At 72.0% G+C, this 18,108-nt stretch carries 14 protein-coding genes; 5 read left to right on the top strand and 9 right to left on the bottom strand.

Features of this window, described 5'->3' with window-relative positions:
• Window positions 1-12: 12 nt before the first annotated feature.
• From ACIBG7_RS39725 to ACIBG7_RS39760, 8 genes are all read right to left on the bottom strand, one after another.
• On the bottom strand, window positions 13-2,280 hold the full coding sequence (locus ACIBG7_RS39725) for a type IV secretion system protein (protein WP_397339599.1): 2,268 nt from the start codon (window positions 2,278-2,280) through the stop codon (window positions 13-15).
• Window positions 2,277-4,751 (bottom strand): ATP-binding protein, encoded by a 2,475-nt coding sequence (locus tag ACIBG7_RS39730; protein ID WP_397339600.1) that lies wholly within the window; start codon window positions 4,749-4,751, stop codon window positions 2,277-2,279. The genes ACIBG7_RS39725 and ACIBG7_RS39730 overlap by 4 nt, the downstream gene beginning before the upstream one ends.
• Window positions 4,752-4,807: 56 nt before the next feature.
• Window positions 4,808-8,377, bottom strand: a complete 3,570-nt coding sequence (locus ACIBG7_RS39735) for a TcpE family conjugal transfer membrane protein (RefSeq protein ID WP_397339602.1) — start codon at window positions 8,375-8,377, stop codon at window positions 4,808-4,810.
• A gap of 45 nt (window positions 8,378-8,422) precedes the next feature.
• Window positions 8,423-8,692 carry a hypothetical protein gene (locus ACIBG7_RS39740; RefSeq protein ID WP_357934734.1) on the bottom strand — a complete coding sequence of 90 codons (270 nt, stop codon included), beginning with the start codon at window positions 8,690-8,692 and terminating at the stop codon, window positions 8,423-8,425.
• 51 nt (window positions 8,693-8,743) lie between these two features.
• Window positions 8,744-9,718 carry a conjugal transfer protein gene (locus ACIBG7_RS39745; protein WP_397339603.1) on the bottom strand — a complete coding sequence of 325 codons (975 nt, stop codon included), beginning with the start codon at window positions 9,716-9,718 and terminating at the stop codon, window positions 8,744-8,746.
• Between the two features lie 310 nt (window positions 9,719-10,028).
• Window positions 10,029-10,364: a hypothetical protein gene (locus tag ACIBG7_RS39750; RefSeq protein ID WP_357934535.1), complete on the bottom strand. Its 336-nt coding sequence runs from the start codon at window positions 10,362-10,364 to the stop codon at window positions 10,029-10,031.
• Between the two features lie 72 nt (window positions 10,365-10,436).
• Window positions 10,437-11,513, bottom strand: a complete 1,077-nt coding sequence (gene ychF, locus ACIBG7_RS39755) for a redox-regulated ATPase YchF (protein WP_397339604.1) — start codon at window positions 11,511-11,513, stop codon at window positions 10,437-10,439.
• A gap of 76 nt (window positions 11,514-11,589) precedes the next feature.
• On the bottom strand, window positions 11,590-12,336 hold the full coding sequence (locus tag ACIBG7_RS39760; RefSeq protein ID WP_357934541.1) for a hypothetical protein: 747 nt from the start codon (window positions 12,334-12,336) through the stop codon (window positions 11,590-11,592).
• 100 nt (window positions 12,337-12,436) lie between these two features.
• Between ACIBG7_RS39760 and ACIBG7_RS39765 the strand changes: the two genes are divergently transcribed.
• Window positions 12,437-13,687 (top strand): DNA recombination protein RmuC, encoded by a 1,251-nt coding sequence (locus ACIBG7_RS39765; protein ID WP_357934737.1) that lies wholly within the window; start codon window positions 12,437-12,439, stop codon window positions 13,685-13,687.
• Window positions 13,688-13,699: 12 nt separating this feature from the next.
• Entirely contained in the window at window positions 13,700-14,230 is a 531-nt protein-coding gene (locus ACIBG7_RS39770; RefSeq protein WP_357934544.1) for a DUF6542 domain-containing protein, read from the top strand.
• Here the strand turns inward: ACIBG7_RS39770 and ACIBG7_RS39775 are convergent, their stop codons facing one another.
• Window positions 14,231-15,199 carry a 4-hydroxy-3-methylbut-2-enyl diphosphate reductase gene (locus ACIBG7_RS39775; RefSeq protein WP_357934547.1) on the bottom strand — a complete coding sequence of 323 codons (969 nt, stop codon included), beginning with the start codon at window positions 15,197-15,199 and terminating at the stop codon, window positions 14,231-14,233.
• Window positions 15,200-15,288: 89 nt separating this feature from the next.
• Between ACIBG7_RS39775 and ACIBG7_RS39780 the strand changes: the two genes are divergently transcribed.
• From ACIBG7_RS39780 to ACIBG7_RS39790, 3 genes are all read left to right on the top strand, one after another.
• The gene (locus ACIBG7_RS39780; protein ID WP_397339605.1) at window positions 15,289-16,251 is read left to right on the top strand and encodes a hypothetical protein; all 963 of its coding nucleotides are present in this window, start codon (window positions 15,289-15,291) and stop codon (window positions 16,249-16,251) included.
• A gap of 26 nt (window positions 16,252-16,277) precedes the next feature.
• Window positions 16,278-17,672 carry an exodeoxyribonuclease VII large subunit gene (gene xseA / locus ACIBG7_RS39785; protein WP_397339606.1) on the top strand — a complete coding sequence of 465 codons (1,395 nt, stop codon included), beginning with the start codon at window positions 16,278-16,280 and terminating at the stop codon, window positions 17,670-17,672.
• Window positions 17,673-17,751: 79 nt separating this feature from the next.
• Entirely contained in the window at window positions 17,752-17,991 is a 240-nt protein-coding gene (locus tag ACIBG7_RS39790) for an exodeoxyribonuclease VII small subunit (RefSeq protein ID WP_357934556.1), read from the top strand.
• Window positions 17,992-18,108 lie beyond the last annotated feature (117 nt).

Consider the following 18,108-nt stretch of genomic DNA (forward strand, 5'->3'; position numbering starts at 1 on the left):
CCCGCTGCGGGACTAGTCCTTGTCGGATCGGTTGGGCTTGAGCCAGAACGGCACCGGCGGTTCCTCGCCGCTCCGGCCGCCGCCGCTCTCCCGGCGGGTGGGCAGCCACAGGGGCGGCGGCTCGGACGAGGAGCGGGCCTGGGGCACGTCGGCGTGCCGGGAACCGCCGCCGCTTCCGCCGCCGCCGAAGATGCTGCCACCGGAGGAGGAGCCTGAGGAACTGCTGGAGGGGGCGCGCCGGGAGCCGCCGCCGGAGGAGCCGCGGGAGCCGCCGCCGAACAGGCCGCCACCGGAGGACCCTCCGGAGGAGCCGCCGGACGAGCCGCGCGAGCTGCGCGAACCGCCGCCGAACAGGCCGCCGCCCGACGAGCCGCGCGAGCTGCGGGACCCGCCGCCCGAACCGCCTGAACCGCCTGACGAGCTGCGCGAGGCCCAGCCACCGCCGGAGCGGCCGCCGAACCAGCCGCTGCGGGTGCCGCCCGCCGTACCGGACGAGCTGCCTGCCGTACCGGCGGGGGCGGAGCCGGAGGCGGCGGCGGGAGTGGCCGCGCCGGTGGCCCGCCCGCCACGGACCGGGGTGCCGCCCAGGTTGAGCGGCGGCGCGGAGCCGGTGCGGGTCGCCGGGACCGGCCGGGCGCCGGCCTTGCCCGGCTGGTCGGTGTTGAGCGGAGCCGCGCCGGCGGGAACGCGCGTGCCCGACGGGGACGCGCCCTCCTCGCCCCGGGCCCGGCCCTGAGCGGTCGCCGAGGCCGCGGCCGCGGCGACACCGGCCGTGCTGCCCGCGGCGGTCGCCGCGATGAGCGGCTCGGCCTTGCGCAGGCCCCACTTGCCCACCCGCGCCGCGGCCACCGGCGGCAGCGCGACGGCCGAGCGCTCCAGCACCGGGGAGCTGGCCGCCTCGCCGAGCATGCGGGTGGTGATCGTGTGCCCGCTCATCGAGGCGAACAGGTGCTGGAACGGCCTGCGGTAGAAGAAGACGGCGATGGTCAGCAACGCCATGAACAGGATCTGCAGGCCCCACGACATGCCCGTCGACATGATCAGGGCGTAGCCGTACACCAGGATCGACAACACCAGCGCGAGCACCGCCTGCCGAAGCAGGGTGCCGACCAGCATCTCCACCCAGCGCATCGCGATGATCCGGCCACTGCCCGGATGCACGCCGATGAGCAGGAAGACCGGGCCGAGGATCAGCAGGAGCAGGAAGCCGACCTTGAGCACGAGCAGCGAGACCGCGACCAGGAAGATCAGCAGGCCGGCGACCAGCGCGGCGAGCAGGGCGCCGATGGCGACGCCGAGCCGGTTGGTCCAGTCCTTGCCCTGGAAGATGGCGTAGCGGTAGTCGCCCTTGAGCTTGTTGGCGATCTCCTCGTACTTCGCCTGGTGGGCGCTGCTGTTCGGCGGCACCGCCAGCTCGGTGGCGTCGACCGACTGCGTCTCCAGCATGGTCAGGCCGTAGTCGCGCACGACCGGCGCGGTCGGGTCGGAGGTGCCGAACAGGCCGACCAGCCACGGCTTGCAGACCAGCGTGGACCACAACGCGTTGGCGTTCTGGTCGACGCCGGGCGTGCCGGTGTTGCCGAAGGAGCCGGCCGCGCCGGGCGCGGTGAGGCAGTCGGTGCCCTCGGCGCCGGGCAGGCCGGAGAAGGCGGAGTTGACCACCTCGCCGGTCTTGTCGGTGACCAGTTTGCCCAGCCCGGTGAAGTCCTGCGGGCGGGCGAAGAACCAGGTGGCCACGGTGACCGCGAGCACCATCCAGACCACGCCCTCGACGCTGACCGAGGCCCGCTTGCGCAGCAGGCCGTACCACGCCAGCCAGATCGCGGCCAGCAGGATGATCGGCGTCAGGTAAGGCCAGTACAGCGCGTTGGACAGGTTGGTGACGATCTCGTCGACCTTGTCCTTGATCACGGTGAGCGGGCCCTCGCTGGCCGCCGCCTGGTAGGTGCTGATCGTCAGCTTGTCGATGGACTTGGCCCACAGGAAGATCGTGTTGGCCCACGAGTTGCCGAAGACCGCGGCGATGTCGGAGCAGCCCAGCTCATTGGTGTGCCAGAACTGCCCGGCCATGCCGAAACGGGAGTAGTTGGTGGTCGCGGCCGGCGCCGTGCCGCCCTCCGGCACGGGCGGCTGGAGCAGCCCGTCGACGCTCGACCCGACGACCTCGGGGGTCAGGTCAGGTGACAGGTCACATGGCCCGTCGGCCACGGCGGACCCCGGCATGGCCAGCAGTCCGACGAACATGACGAGGACAAGCATCCACAGCCGACGACGTCTCATGACCGGACCTCCTGAGCTCGGACCACTCCCCCTTGAAGATCATGCCCGTTGTCTTTGGGTTTGTCGTGCGTCGGGTTCGTGTCGAGCCACCGGAGCAGGTCTTCGGAGATCAGGTCTACCCCGATCCGGCCGGCCCGGCCATCCAGATCGCGGAAAATGCATTCGCCGTTGCCGAGCGAACGCAGCACCGCCTTGTGCTCCTCGGACGGGTCGACGCCGAGCAGCGACATCACGTGCTCGACCTCGGTGCGCTCGGTGGAACGGAAGGCGAAGACGGACGACAGGCAGTTGGTCACCTGCTCGTTCAGCAGGTCACCGGCGTTCTGCGAGACGAGCACCAGGGCGGTGTTGCGCGAGCGGCCCATGCGGCTGACCTCGGGCACCAGCTTGGCCCCCTCCGGGGTCGAGGTGATCGCCCACGCCTCGTCCAGGAAGATCGCCTTGGGCGCGCGGCGATCCAGGCCGTTCATCAGCCTGCGGGCGAACTGCGAGACCAGGTAGAGCAGGGCCACGCTGAGCCGCTGCTCGTAGCTGTAGTCGTCGCGACCGGTGGCCACGTCGGGCAGCGTCAGCCCGGCGAGGGTGAAGACGGTGGTCCAGCCCTCCGAATCGATCTGGTCGCCGCCCGAGGGGTCGAAGCAGAGCCGCGCCAGGTGCATCTCCGACATCGAGCGCAGGACCGCGCCCAGGTTCTTCGACGCGGCGTCGTCGGCCTGCTCCAGGAAGTCGACCACCTTGCCCAGCGACGGGTCGGAGTTGTTCGAGACCGCCGAGACCGCCTGCACCAGCGCTGACTCGCGTTCCTCCGACATGCGGGGCAGCAGCAGCCGCAACGTCTCGGTGGCCATCATCTTCTTGGTGGCGATGTCGTCACCGAAGGAGAACGGGTCCAGCAGGCCGGGCGCGGCCGAGCCCAGCGGGATGATGCGCGCCTTGCGCTCCCGCTTCTGCAGCAGCCGCACCAGCGACTCGGCGTCGCCCTTGGGGTCGATGACCGCCACGGTCACCCCGCGCAGCGCCATCTGGTAGATCATCAGCAGCGCCAGCGTGGTCTTGCCGCCGCCCGGCTCGCCGGTGATCGCGATCGCCGTCGGCCGGTTGCGGGTCGCCGCCACCAGCGGGTCGAAGTGCACGATGCTGCGCGCGCGGCCGATGGTCTCCCCGATGTACGGCCCGAGCCAGCCGGCCTCACCGGTGTCGATCCGGTCGCCCAGATCGACCGTAGCGGTGGCCATCCCGCCCGCGATCGTGCGCAGCGGCTGCCGCTGGGCGTAGGCGTTGACCGTGACCTTCTCGCCCGGCAGCGACTCCTTGAACAGCGAGAACTGGTCGCCGGTCGAGTTGACCACGTCGATGCCCATGTCGCGGTAGTGCTCGATGACCGCCTCGACCCGCTGCAGGCACAGCGCCTCGGTCGGGCCGGAGACGATCAGCCGGTGCCAGCCGTAGACGAACGGCAGCCGCTCCTTGGTGATGCCGTGCTCCAGCATGCGCGCCGCGTCGATCTGCTCGGCCAGCGCGATCGGCGCCTCGGCGCCCGCCTCACGGATGTGGATGTCCATGTCGCGGGCGTGCGCCAGCTTGCGCGCGACGTCCCGCGACGCCTTGACCGGCGGGATCAGCCGCATCCTGGAGGAGACCTCCACCGGGAAGGGCAACTGGTCGGCGAAGTGCATCCACGGCTCGCCGTCCGGGAAGGGCATCAGGTCCGGGAAGCGGGCGAACGACAGGTAGGCCACATAAGCCTCACCCTGCGGCTGCACCATGCGGAGCACCGCCCGCCCGTTGTGGATCTGGCCCTCGACCAGCGTCTCGATCTCGCCCCTGCCCCAGCGGCGCTTCGGGCTCGCGCTCGGCGGCGGATCGCCCGCGCTGCCCGCGGCGGCGTGCTGGAACAGCCAGGCGACCTCCACCGAACTGGCGTGCCGGGCGTACAGGGCGCTGGAGGCCAGCGCGCGGCCCAGGCGCTCGGCGTGCTCGGTCCACTTGGCGATCTCGCCGTCCGGCACGTGGTCGTCGTCGAGACCCAGCGCCTTCTCGCTGCGCTGGTAGAAGCCGAACAACTGGCTGAGCACGCCCTGGCCGATCTGCCGGCCGCGCGGGCCGAGCCGTACGCCCAGGTAGACCTCCTTGGTCCAGAAGTCCTTCGCCCAGACGTGCCCGTACATCTCCTCCAGGTAGTCGCGCCAGCCCGGCCCCTGGTCGGAGGTGGCGTTGAGCGCCATCGCCCACTCCGCCGCCGGATAGGCCCGATGCGCCACCCGCAGGTGCACCTCGGCGTCAGGCATGCGGATCGCGGCCAGCGCGATCGTGATGTTCGTCGCCAGCGCCTCCCGCTCCTCGGGCGTCACGAACTCGTAGCTGACCGTGGGCAGCCTGAAATACGCCCACGCGCAGGTGTCCGTCAGCAGGATGCGGTCGTCGAAGTAACGGACCGCCAGGCGGCTGTGCGCCTTCGAGGCCCTGCTCACAGCCTCTCCTTCACCAGGGCCGGCGAGATCACCGGATCACTCGCAAGCCCGCTCACCTAGCGCTCACCGATTCTCGTGCCCGGGGGGTCACCGGCCAGCTCCCTTCCACTCGGCGCCTCGCTCACCTGCTGTGCTGCCTGGGCCGCGGCGAAGCCGGCGACCACGACCCCGGCCAGAGCCAGATAGGCCCGGCGTCCCGCGGTGCGCAACTGCTCCAGCGCGATCGGCTCGCCGCCCTCCGCGGCCAGCTCGTCCTCCCACGGCACCCGGACGATCGCCCGGCAGCGGCCCCTGGCCATCGCCTCGGCCTGCTCGACATCGCTCATGCTGCGCCGGCTCACCCCGTTGACCACCAGCACCGCGCGCCGGCGCAGGTCCGCGCAGCCGTGCCCGTCGAGCCAGTCGTAGGTCATCGCCACCGCGTCCGCGCCGTCCTCGTTCGCCGGGACCACCAGCACGAGTTGGTCCGCGTACGGCAGGACGCGCGCCGCCAGCGCCGGCGCCGGGTCCATCACGGTCAGCTTGTAGTGCCGGTCCACCAGGTGGACGGCCTGGCCCAGGCGGTGGTCGGAGAACAGCGTGCGATCGGCCAGCCTTTGCTCCGCGCCCGCGGCCGAATCCGCCGCGATCACCTCCAGGCCGGACGGCGTCCTGGTGGTGAAGGCCCGCATGGTCAGGTAGCCGCTGATGCCGTCCAGGCCGGACAGGAAGCTGGTGAGGGTCTCGGGGGACTCCTCGATGATCCTGCTCGTCAGCGTGGTCGGGCCGGTGCTGGCGTCGATCGCCAGCACCCGGTCGTCGCGCACCGACGCCAGCGTCTGGCCCAGCATCAGCGCCGTCGTGCTCTGCCCCGCGCCGCCCGTGCAGCCCAGGACCACGATGCGGCGGCTGCCGGAGAACACCGCCCTGGTGCGGGCCTCGTCCACCTCCGAGCCGTCGCCGCGCACGTTCGTGTTGCCCACGACCACCTGGGCGATCCGGCGCCAGCCGCCGGAGTTCTCCCGCCCCACCACCGACTCCACCCTGCGGACCTTTCCCTCACCGGTGCGCGGTGTGGGGACGCCCTGCTGGGGGCTCCTCTCCGGGGCACGGGCGGCGGGGCGGTCTTGGACGGGCCGACCTTGGGTGGGCCGGTCCTGGATGGGCCGGTCCTGGGTGGGCCGGTCCTGGATGGGCCGGTCCTGGATGGGCCGGTCCTGGATGGGCCGCCCTTGGGTCGGCCGGTCCTGGATGGGCCGGTCTTGGCCGGGCCGGTCTTGGACGGGGCGGTCTTGGACGGGGCGGCTCTGGGCGGGCCTTCGGGGCCCGGGCGGCGGGGTGAAGGTCGGACGCTCAGGCTCAGGAGCAACCGCCTTGTCCGCCACCCGACCGCCAAGCGGAAGAACGGTCGCCGTCCGCTCCCCCTCCAGCTTCTCGGGACGCGCAGTCTCGTGCCGCTCCGGCCGCGTGGGCTCGGCCCCCTCCGACCGCCCAGGCTCGGGCCGAGCGGAGGCGGCCTGCTCGCTGTGTGTGGGGGCGGCCTGCTCGGGGTGTGTGGGGACGGCTGGCTCGGGTTGCTCGGGGCTTGCGGACTCGGGTCGCGCGGGGGCGGTCGGCTCAGGACGTTCCGCGGCCGACGCCTCGGCCCGTTCGGTGGCCACCGGGCTGGGGTGATCCGGGGTGACCGGGCCGTGGCGTTCCGGGGTGGCCGGGCTGTCCGCCGTAGCCTCCCCTGCCACCGGTGTGACGTCGGCGGCACCCTCGGGGGCCGGACGTCCGCCGACGACGCCGGCCTCCTCGACGGAGCCAGCCGAGCTCACCGGGCCAGCGGTGGCCTCAGCATGGTCCCGCGCGACCGCCCGTGCGGCCTCGGCGGACGTCTCCGAGTGGCCGAGGTCGGCAGAGGCCGACGGCTGAGCGGAGGCGGCCGAGGTGGAGGCAGGAGTCTCCGACTGGCCGGAGTCGGCGGGACTCGCGGGCTGGGCGGTGGTGGCTGAGGCAGGGGTGGGCGTCCCCTCGGCCGGGGTGTCCGAGGAGGTGGGCCACATCCGGTGGGCGTCCAGGGCGGCGACCGACGGGAGCGGGCGCGGGGGCGGCTGCCCCTTGCGGTGCTGGGTGCGCGCGACGTCATCCCCAGGCGGGATGGGCACGTGCTGGCCGGGCCCCGGCTGGGCAGGACGCGGTGCCTCGTGGCGCGGTGAGTCGGCCTCGGCGCTGGCGGCCAGCTTCCGCAACCGCCGAAGCGCCTCGGTGTCGATCGGCTTCCCCACCACCGGCTTCCCGGCAGCGGGCTTGTCCGTCGCGGGCTTGTCCGTCGCCGGCTTGTCCACAGTGGGCTTGTCGGCCGAAGGCCTGTCCCCAGCAGTCGGACCACCGGCAGCTGCACCCGTGGTGGCAGGCCTTCCGCCAGCGCCACCCGGGGTGGCGGGCTTCTCAGCAGCCGCACCCGTCGTGGCGGAGATTCCAGCAGCCGCACCTGTCGTGGCGGGCATTCCGGCCGCCGCATCCCCGGCAGCAGGCTTTCCGACCGTTGGGGCTGAGGTCTTCTGGTCCGGTACGGCAGGCGTCCCGGGCTCTCCCACGGGCTGGTCGACCGGCGGCTCGTCCAGCCGGCGCACCAACGGACGGTCGAACGGGCGCCGCGCACCCCGCTCCTCGACCGGCCGGCTCGGCGCACCCTCGGCGTGACGGGCCGTCTCAACGGGCTCGACCTCACGCCCACCCGCACCCCGACCACGGGCCCCGCGAGGCGGCTCGGCCCGCCGACGTCCAGCCTCGGTCTCCCGGGCACGGACCTGCGCGGGCTCACCACCACGAGTGGACTCGGTGGCACGCGAGGGCTCGGTGGGGCGGGAGGACTGGCCGCTACGGGTGGACTCGGTGCCGCGGGAAGACTCGGTGGCACGGGTGCGCTCGCCGCCACGAGCGGGCTCGGTGGCGCGGGTGCTGCGTGGCTCGGCGTCTCCGCGGGCACGGCCACGCTCCGTCTCGCGGGCGCGACCACGCTCGGTCTCGCGGGCCCGGCTCGGCTGCTCGGCCTCGCGCCCGCGACCCGGCTCGGCCTGCCGTACAGGGGGCTGGGTGGGGACGGTGAGGGCGGGGGCGTTGGCGGGGCGGCGGGAAGGGGGTGGGGTGAGGGTCGCGGGGACGTCGGCCACAGCGGGCGCGACGGCGCGGGATGGCTGGGCGGCGGAGGATGGCTGGGCCGTTGCGCGGGACGGCTTGCGGGTCTTGGACGGGGCGGCGGCGCGGGCGGGCTTGCGGGTCTTGGCACGGGCGGGGAGGGCCCGCCAGACCCGGGCGGTGAAGAAGACGGTCTCCGGCTCGGAGGCAGGCGCCAGCCGGCACCACACCTTGGGCTCGCCGACATACCGCGCCTGCGACTGCAGCAGCTCGGTGAGCCGCTTGCTCTCGATGACCGGCCGGGTGGACAGCCACGTGACGACACCGGGCGGGACCAGGTAGAGGACGTGCCAGGGCGCCTGGAAGGGCACGCCGACGAGGTACAGCAGGAGCGACCAGGGCACCACGACGCCGACGAACACGCCGATCCACACGATCGGCAGCGGCATAGGCAGCCGCAGGTCGTACAGCTTGTAGAGCCGCTTCTCGATTCGCCAGATATTGGTATACGTAGGCAGGTCCACGCGGTCCCTCCTCTCCGTCCGCTCGTCAGGTAACCGGGTGGCCGCTTACTTGATGCCCAGTGCGCCGGCGATGGCCTTCGCCGTCACCTCGATGATGTTCGGCACGTAGAAGATCACACCGATCGCCACCGCCAGGATCAAGAACTGCACGAATCTGGTGATCTCCCTGGTGAACAGGAAGAACAGGGCGACCACCGAGACGATGACCAGGAACAGCGGGGCGAAGAACGAGCGGAGGAAGTTCGCCAGTCCTTCGGTGTTCACGCCGGTCGGTGCGGGGGACGGCGTGGCCAGTTCGATCAGGTTCAGGAAAATGGTCTTCACGATCACTTCTCGTCCTCCAGGGGGGTGTCGATCAGCAGGCTGTTATCCAACGGCTCGACCGGCGCCGCGGATGTCCTTGACGTACCACTTGTCGCCCTGCTTCACGACCGTGAGCCGGTAGCCCTGCTCGAGACGCCCGGCCATCGCGCCAGGGTCGGACGGCGTGGGCTCGGCCGTCGGCGCGGCGCCGGACGGCACGCCCCAGACCACGACGGCCTGAATCTCACGGCTGGTGGTATCCCCCACAGGTACCACGATGTCCTTCAACTCGACGAAGCTGAACGCGCCGCCGAGACTGGTCAGGCTGGTGCCGCTGGCGGTGTAGCGCGAGAGCTGGTCACCGGAGGCGTAGGCGCGGAAGAACTCGGCGAGCTGCGACCTGAGCTCGGTCGCGGTCTCGTCGTCGGTCGCCGCGGCGGCGACCTGGGGAAGCTCGGCGGGGCCCGGCGCGGGGAGCACGCCGGGGCGGCCGGAGACCACGAACTTGCCGCCGCCGTCCCAGTGCACCGGCACCGAGAGCAGGTAGCGCCGGTCGCCCGACTGGAAGGTCAGGGTGACCACGGCGTTCTCGTTGTCGCCCGGGTTGACCTCGACGCTGTAGGGCTGGATGTAGGCGGCCTGGAGGCGGCCGTAGCCGTCCCAGCCGAACTGCTCGCCCGCGTCCGGCGGCAGGTACGGCTTGAGCCGCGCGGCCCGGATGGAGAGCTCGGCCGGGTTGAGGTCGAGATAGAGGTGGGCGAACTGCACCACGAAGGCGGAGGCGGCCGCGGTCGGGAAGGGCGCGGCCGAGCTGGTGGCGCCGCCGGGCGTGGTGACGGCGCCTTCGCGGACGCGGCTGACGATGGCGATGACGCCGTTGGCCAGGACCACCAGGATGAGCGCCCAGACGATCACCCGTCCGGTGGCGACCAGCCAGCGGCCGCCGCCGCCGGACCAGCCGCGCCGGGCCGACCTGCGGCCCTCGAAGTTGGAGGTCGATTCCGGGCGTGCCGAAAGCTCGAGGTCACCAGCGATCATGGGATCGTTCTGGGTGGTGGACCTACGAGCCATCACGCCTCCGCTCGCGCCATCCGAACTGGAGGACGCGGTCTGAAGATGTCACATTACCGGTCGCGGCAATTCTTCCAGGAAAGCCACGCCCATGCTGCAGGCATCGCCGTGCAGGAGCAAACCGAGTGTGCATGACTCGGCGAAGTGCCGGCTCCTGGCACGGTTTGCTGAAATGAGTAGTCGACCAGGCGATATGCCGGAAAACCCATAGCCCGACAGTCAGGTAATGCTGTCCGAATAGCTCAGATACCCTCGCTACCTGTTCATTTCGTACAAGTCACGCGGGCTCGGGGTCCTCCGCCTGCCGGGCCCGGCGGTGACTGCGCAGGTCGACGACCTTGCCGGCGGACTGGGCGGGGACGGGGGCGCTGTTCAGGGACGCGGGGTGGACCACCCGCTCCAGGCAGCCGCGCAGCTCCGAGAGGAGCTCCTCCGGGTCGCGCCCGTGCAGGCGGCGGCTGAGCTCCTCGCGCTCGTCCATCTTGCGCCGCAGGTAGGCCTCCCTGCTCACGCGCAAGCCGTACATGAGCTCGACACGGAGCAGCGCGAGCTCCTCCTCCAGGCTGATGCCGACCAGGGTAGGCCGGCGCTTGCCGAGAATGCGACGGATCATGGGGCCCTCCGAGTGAACACGGTTGCGCGTGAACGCCGTGACGATTCGACGCGCCAGAGCCCCGTGAGGTTGTCAGACGTTGAAGCGGAACTCCACCACGTCGCCGTCGCGCATGACGTAGTCCTTGCCCTCGACGCGCGCCTTGCCCGCGGACCTGGCGCTGGCGATCGAACCGGCCGCGACCAGGTCGTCGAAGGACACGACCTCGGCCTTGATGAAGCCGCGCTGGAAGTCGGTGTGGATGACGCCGGCCGCCTCGGGCGCGGTCGCGCCCTTGGGAATCGTCCAGGCGCGGGTCTCCTTCGGCCCGGCGGTCAGGTAGGTCTGCAGGCCGAGGGTCTCGAAGCCGACCCGGGCGAGCTGCGACAGGCCCGACTCCTCCTGGCCGACGCTCTGCAGCAGCTCCAGCGCCTCCTCGTCGGACAGCTCGTACAGCTCCGACTCGATCTTGGCGTCGAGGAAGACCGCCTCGGCCGGGGCGACCAGCTCGGCGAGCTGCTTGCGCAGCGCCTCGTCGGTCAGCTCGTCGGCGTCGAGGTTGAAGACGTACAGGAACGGCTTGGCGGTCAGCAGGTGCAGCTCGCGCAGCTCCTCCTGGTCGAGGCCGCTCTCGAAGATGGTCTTGCCGGTCTCCAGGACGGCCTTGGCGGCCTCGGCGGCCTCCATCGCGGCCTTCTTGTCCTTGTTGATCCGCGCTTCCTTCTGCAGCCGCGGCAGGGCCTTCTCCACGGTCTGGAGGTCGGCGTAGACCAGCTCGGTGTTGATGGTCTCGATGTCGCGGCGCGGGGAGACGTCGCCGTCCACGTGGGTCACGTCGGGGTCGGAGAAGACCCGGATGACCTGGCAGATCGCGTCGGTGTTGCGGATGTTGGCGAGGAACTGGTTGCCGCGGCCCTGGCCCTCGGAGGCGCCGCGCACCAGACCGGCGATGTCCACGAACTCCACCTTCGCCGGCAGGATGCGGGCCGAGCCGAAGATCTCGGCGAGCTTGGCCAGCCGCTCGTCGGGCACGCCGACGATGCCGACGTTGGGCTCGATGGTGGCGAAGGGGTAGTTGGCCGCGAGCGCGTTGGCGCTCTTGGTCAGGGCGTTGAACAGCGTGGACTTGCCCACGTTGGGCAGGCCGACAATGCCGATGCTGAGGCTCACGAGCGCTCCTTCGTCGGCCTCATGAGCCGATGGCTGCGGTGTGTACGGCAGGCAAGTTTACCGCCGGACACCACCGTTACTCGCGGGCGAGCGCCAGGCAGGTCGCCGGCCGGCCGGGGCCGGTGAGCGCGTGGTCGGCGGCGGCCGGGCAGCCCTCGGCGGACGCGGCGAAGCCGAGCACCCGTCCCCACGCCCGCCGCGACCGGCAGGCGACCGCCGCGACCCGGCCCCGGCTGGGGCGCGTGACGCAGTCGCCGGCGCCGGGCACCTGGCCGCCCCGGCCGAGGCAGACCAGCGCGGCGGAGAGCTCGATCGAGTCCACCGAGCCGCCTGGACACCGGGAGCCGCCCGCGCCGGGGCCGCCCGGCACGGGCCCGCCCGGCAGGACCGCGACGGCTCTGCCGTACCAGCCCTTGGCCGAGCAGGGCCGCTCACGACCGTCGCGGGTCAGGCAGTCGCCCGCGCGCAGCACCCCGCCGCCGCGCCCGGGGTCGCCGGGATGCGGCGCGACGTGGTTGCGCGCGCAGGCCGTACGCCCGCCCTCGACGCGCATGAGCACGTCGGTCGGCGCGGGGCACTCCTGCGGCGAGGGGGCGACGGCGAGCACCTCGGCGTCGCCGCCGTTGCACGGCACGAGGTCGAAGCGCGCCCCCGTCCGGCTGACGCACGCGCCCTCGGCCCACCGCAGGGTGAACTGCGGCACGGGAGGCGGCGGCTGCTCCTCGGCCCGGCTCGCGATGACCGCTCCGGAGACGGCGACCGCCGCGGCGGCGACGGCGACGGTCGCGACGATGGAGAGGATCATCCGCTGGCCGGTAACCATATGGGTACTCTGGGTGACAGAAGTGCGGCGGCACAAGCGGAATGCGCAGTTTCCCCGCCCCACGCGTGTCGGGACGACCCGCGCGACCCACGATGCAATCATCGATCGAGTGGATGTCGTCTCGCTTCTGCTCGGCCTCGCCGTCGGGCTCGCCATCGGATTCCTGATCGCGAGGACCCGGTCGGCGGTCCGGGTGGCCGAGGCCGACGCCCGCGCCAAAGCCGCCGCCGACAAGCTCACCTACGTCGAGGAACAGCTCACCGAGCGCTTCCAGGCGCTGTCCAGCCGCGCGCTCGACGTCAACAACCTCCGCTTCCTGGAGCTGGCCGAGACCCGGCTGGCCGCCAGCCGCGCCGAGGCCAGCGGCGACCTCGACCAGCGCCGCCAGGCCGTCGAGCACCTCGTCGAGCCGCTGCGCGAGGCGCTGGGCCGGCTGGAGGCCCAGCTCCGCGAGGCCCAGGCCGGCCAGCGCGCCGCCCGCACAGAACTGGAGCTGGTACGGCAGAGCAACGAGCAGCTCCGCACCCAGACCGGCGCGCTCGTGCGGGCCCTGCAGCGCCCCGAGGCCCGGGGCCGCTGGGGCGAGCTCCAGCTCCGCCGGGTCGCCGAGATCGCCGGGATGCAGCGCTTCTGCGACTTCGACGAGCAGGTCGTCTCCGCCGACGGCACCCAGCGCCCCGACATGGTGGTGCGGCTGTCCGGCGGCAAGAACATCGTGGTCGACTCCAAGGTCTCCCTCGCCGCCTACCTGGAGGCCGCCGGGCTGGAGGACGAGGCCCAGGCCTCGGCGCGGCTCGACGCGCACGCCAAGCACCTGCGCCAGCACGTCGACCAGCTCGCCTCCAAGTCCTACTGGCAGTCCTTCCACCCGACGCCCGAGTTCGTGGTGCTGTTCATCCCCGGCGAGGCCTTCCTCGCCCCCGCGCTGGAGCGCGATCCCGCGCTGCTGGAGCACGCCATGAACCGGCGCGTGCACATCGCCACCCCGACCACGCTCATCACGATGCTCCGCACCGCCCAGTACGCCTGGCAGCAGGCCGCGCTCAGCGAGAACGCCAAGGCCGTCTTCGACCTGGGCAAGGAGCTGTACGAGCGGCTCTCCTCGATGGGCCGCAACGTGGACGGCCTCGGCAAGGCCCTCACCCGCGCGGTCGAGGCGTACAACAAGACGGTGGGATCCCTGGAGAGCCGCGTGCTCGTCACCGCGCGCAAACTGCACGATCTGGGCGTCGTGGAGGGCACGCTCGACGAGCCGGGGATGCTCGACGACCTGCCCAGGCCGCTCGCCTCCCCCGAACTGCTGGAAACCACATCACTGATCACTCACGTCAACGGTAAGTTGAGCCATTAAGGGGGTGGGCTGGTGAGTGGTGACTACGGCAGGCGATCGGCGATCAGGCTGACCGCCCGCGGTGCCATCGCGCTCGCCCTGTTCTCCGCGCTGGCCGGATACGTCGCCGCGGCGGCCACCGGCATACCACTCGTCGTGGGCGCGGTCTTCGTCGTGGGCAGCCTGCTCGGCGTGCTCTTCGTCAACCCGCGCGAGCTGTTGTCCCTCGTGGTGACGCCGCCGCTGGTGTTCTTCGTCGCGACCTTCGTGGTCGAGCTGGCGCGCGCGCTCGGCTCGCCCTCGCTGCTGCAGTCGCTGGGCTTCGGCCTCTACACCTCGCTGTCGGCGGGCGCGCCCTGGCTGTTCGCCGGCTCCGCGCTCGTGCTCGGCGTCGCGTGGAAGCGCGGGCTGCCGGCCAACGTGCGCGACCTGCGCGACGACCTGCGGACCGCCGGCGAGGTGCCCCGGCCGCGGCGCGGCGGCGAGCAGTCCGCCTTCGCGCCAGAGCCGGAGGGATACTTCGAGCCCCGCGTGTACGGCACAGCACGGGGCTCGGAGGAGTGACTAGTTGGCCCGCAGGTCCTTGCGCAGCTCGTGCGGAAGGGCGAAGCGCATGCTCTCCTTGACCGACTCGATCTCCTCGACGTCGCCGTAACCGCGCTCGGCCAGGTAGGCCAGCACCTCGGCGACCAGCTCGTCCGGCACCGAGGCGCCGCTGGTCAGGCCCACGGTGGTGACGCCGTCGAGCCACTCCTCCCGGATGAAGGAGGCGTTGTCGACCAGGTAGGAGGCGTCGGCGCCGTAGTCCTTGGCCACCTCGACCAGGCGCTTGGAGTTGGAGGAGTTCTCCGAGCCGACCACGATGACGAGCTGTGCCTGCTCGGCCAGCTCCTTCACCGCGACCTGGCGGTTCTGGGTGGCGTAGCAGATGTCGTCGCTCGGCGGGTCGAGCAGCGTCGGGAAGCGCTCGCGCAGCCGCTTGACCGTCTCGGTCGTCTCGTCCACCGACAGCGTGGTCTGCGACAGCCACACCAGCTTGGACGGGTCCTTCACCTGGATCCCGTCGACCGCGTCGAGGCCGTCGACGAGCTGGATGTGGTCGGGCGCCTCACCCGCGGTGCCCTCGACCTCCTCGTGACCCTCGTGGCCGATGAGCAGGATGTCGTAGTCCTGGCCGGCGAAACGACGGGCCTCGTTGTGCACCTTCGTCACCAGCGGGCAGGTCGCGTCGACGGTCTTGAGCCGGCGCTGGGCGGCCTCCTGGTGCACCGCCGGGGAGACGCCGTGCGCGGAGAAGACCACGATCTCCCCCTCGGGCACCTCGTCGGTCTCCTCCACGAAGATCGCGCCCTTGGCCTCCAGGGTGCGGACCACGTGCGTGTTGTGCACGATCTGCTTGCGGACGTAGATCGGTGCGCCGTACTGCTCCAGAGCCCGCTCGACCGCTTCCACGGCACGATCGACTCCAGCGCAGTAGCCACGGGGCTTGGCCACCAGGACGCGTCGGGTGGTAGTGGGGGTCTGAGGCTCCATGTTCCTATGCTACGTGGAGCGACGAAGCGGCCCGCTCGCAACTGGTAACAGCCTTTGCCAGACTGGCCGTCCACACCCAAGGAGTCGGCATGTCCCTCAGCGACGTCATACGCAGCATCACCAAGACGATCACCGATAAGGAGAAGGTCAAGGAGATCCCACTCGCGATCATCCAGGGGACGCTCAGCGCCGCCGGTCAGGCGCTGCTGGTGGTGGACCGGGTGAAGAACTCCATCAAGGGGCTTGGGCAGAAGGAGGAGGAGCAGGAGGAGACCGTCCTCGAGGTCGAGGAGAGCAAGCCTCGGCGTGAGCCGGTCATCTTCGCTCCCCGGCCGGCCGGTGGCGCGGCCGAGTCGAACGGGACGGGGTCCAAGGAGAAGGCCGAGCCGGTCATCTTCTCGCCCGCGCCCAAGAAGGAGGAGACCCCCGAGCCCGCCGCCCCCACGGCGACCGTCTCCCCTGCTGAGACCCCGGCCCCTGCGGCCGAGGCTTCCACGGCCGTGCCCGCCAAGCCCGCCGAGCCCGTTGAGCCCGCCAAGACTGCCGAGGCCGTCGAGCCGGTCGTGTCGAAGGCCGACGAGGCCCAGGCCGTCGAGCCCGTGGAGACCGTCGAGCCGAAGCCCGAGCCTGAGGCCGAGGTCAAGCCGGTTGCCAAGCCGAAGGCCGCCGCCAAGCCGAAGGCCGCCGCCACGAAGGCGGAGGGTGCGAAGGCGGAGGGTGCGGCGAAGGCCAAGGCTCCTGCCAAGCCGCGGGCGAGCGCGGCGTCGAAGGCCGCCAAGCCGGCCCCCGCCGCCGAGGGCGGCGAGCTGGCGACAGCCGTACACGCGGTGGAGAGCACGCTCACTGAGGAGCCCAAGCCGGTCCCCGCCGACCTGGCCGAGCCGCTGCCCGGTTACGCCACGCTCACGGTGGCCTCGCTGCGCGCCCGCATGCGCGGCAAGACCCCCGACCAGCTCAGGGAGCTCCTCGCCTACGAGCAGGCCACCTCGGCCCGCGCCGACGTGGTGAAGATGTTCGAGAACCGCCTGGCCAAGCTGGAGACCGCGGAATAGTCGGTCGCACACCGTAGTCTGCCCTCATGGCCACCACCTCGCCGGAGTCCCCCCTCCCGATCCGCACCGTCCTGCAGATGGTGGCGGGCTGGATAGGCAAGCTCGGCACGGTCTGGGTCGAGGGGCAGATCACGGAGCTGACCGCGCGCGGCGGCACGGTCTTCCTCACCCTGCGCGACCCGGTCGCCAACGTCTCGGCCCGGGTCACCGCCCCGCGCGGGGTGTATGAGGCGACCGTCCCCCGCCCGGCCGACGGCGCCCGCGTGGTCGTGCACGTCAAACCCGACTTCTGGGTCAACCGGGGTTCGTTCGCCTTCACCGCGCTGGAGATCCGGCCGGTCGGTGTGGGCGAGTTGCTCGCCAGGCTCGAACGGCTCCGCCAGCTCCTGGCCGCAGAAGGCCTGTTCGGCGCCGAGCGCAAGCGCCGCCTGCCGTTCCTGCCCGGCACCGTGGGCCTGGTCTGCGGGCGTGACTCCGCGGCCGAGCGCGACGTCCTGGAGAACGCCAGGCGCCGCTGGCCCGCGGTGCGTTTCAAGGTCGAGCAGGTGGCCGTGCAGGGACCCTACGCGGTGGCCGAGGTGACCGACGCCCTGCACCGGCTCGACGCCGACCGCGAGGTCGATGTGATCATCATCGCCCGCGGCGGCGGCTCGCTGGAGGACCTGCTGCCCTTCTCCGACGAGTCGCTCGTGCGCGCCGTCTCGGCCGCCCGCACTCCGGTGGTCAGTGCCATCGGCCACGAGCAGGACAGCCCGCTGCTCGACCTCGTCGCCGACGTCCGCGCCTCCACCCCGACCGACGCGGCCAAGAAGGTCGTGCCCGACGTCGGCGAGCAGCTCACCCTGGTCCGGCAGCTTCGCGACCGTGGGCGGCGGGTGGTGGGCGGCTGGCTCGAACGCGAGCGTTCCTGGCTGGCCTCCGTCCGCTCCCGGCCCTCGCTGGCCGATCCCGTGCGGGAGATCGAGCGGCGGGCCGAGCAGGTCGACGCCCTGCGCGACCGCACTCGCCGTAGCCTCCACAGCTCCCTCGACCGGGCCGAGGACTCCCTCACCCACCTGCGCGCCCGCCTCGTCGCCCTCTCCCCCGCCGCCACGCTGGAGCGGGGGTATGCCATCGTCCAGCTCCCTTCCGGGGAGGTGGTACGGCAGGCGAAGGGGATCGGCGTGGGCGAGGCCCTCACCATCCGCCTCACCGACGCCCGCCTCGCCGTCCGCACCGAAGACCCCGAGGCTTTCGAGGGCTCCGCCGGGGGCCGCGCGGCCGATCCTGCGGCGGCGTCGGCCGAACCGGCCGCCAAGCCTGCCCCGAAGGCTCGCAAACCCCGCAAGAAGCCCGAGCCCGCCCCTACCGAGGTGACCGACTCGCCGGATGCGGCGGAGTCCGGAGCCGCCGCTGGGTCCAAGGTGGCGGCAGAGGACTAGGCCCGTCCCACGGGTGACATCCGGGGGTGGTCGGCGGGCTTGGGGGCGGTTGTCGGTGGTGGACCCTAAGGTGGGTCCCGTGGCAGACGAGAATGCATCCGCGACCAAGTCGCCCTCATATGAGCAGGCCAGGGAAGAGCTGACCGATGTGGTGCGGCGGCTGGAGGCCGGCGGGCTGACCCTGGAGCAGTCGATCGAGTTGTGGGAGCGCGGCGAGAAGCTGGCGGCGATCTGTGAGGAGTGGCTCCAGGGCGCACGGGTCAAGCTGGCGGCGGCGATGGCCCGCAAGACCGAGCCCGACCCTGGAGCTCCTTTCTAGGCGACGCTCCCGCGCTTCGGCACGCCCGGCTCTCAGGTATGTCCAGGCTTCGGCTGGGAAGGCGGCGGTGGCTGAGAGGTGGCCCGGCCGCTGAGGGCGGGTAGCCGGGCTGCCGGG

The organism is Nonomuraea sp. NPDC050328, from assembly GCF_044459405.1.
Lineage (GTDB): Bacteria > Actinomycetota > Actinomycetes > Streptosporangiales > Streptosporangiaceae > Nonomuraea.

Bases quoted from the DNA above. Each gene is read 5' to 3' on its own strand.
- ACIBG7_RS39725 (WP_397339599.1), bottom strand. From the start codon at position 2,280: ATGAGACGTCGTCGGCTGTGGATGCTTGTCCTCGTCATGTTCGTCGGA.
- ACIBG7_RS39745 (WP_397339603.1), bottom strand. From the start codon at position 9,718: ATGATCGCTGGTGACCTCGAGCTTTCGGCACGCCCGGAATCGACCTCC.
- ACIBG7_RS39750 (WP_357934535.1), bottom strand. From the start codon at position 10,364: ATGATCCGTCGCATTCTCGGCAAGCGCCGGCCTACCCTGGTCGGCATC.
- ACIBG7_RS39760 (WP_357934541.1), bottom strand. From the start codon at position 12,336: ATGGTTACCGGCCAGCGGATGATCCTCTCCATCGTCGCGACCGTCGCC.
- ACIBG7_RS39775 (WP_357934547.1), bottom strand. From the start codon at position 15,199: ATGGAGCCTCAGACCCCCACTACCACCCGACGCGTCCTGGTGGCCAAG.
- ACIBG7_RS39780 (WP_397339605.1), top strand. From the start codon at position 15,289: ATGTCCCTCAGCGACGTCATACGCAGCATCACCAAGACGATCACCGAT.
- xseA (WP_397339606.1), top strand. From the start codon at position 16,278: ATGGCCACCACCTCGCCGGAGTCCCCCCTCCCGATCCGCACCGTCCTG.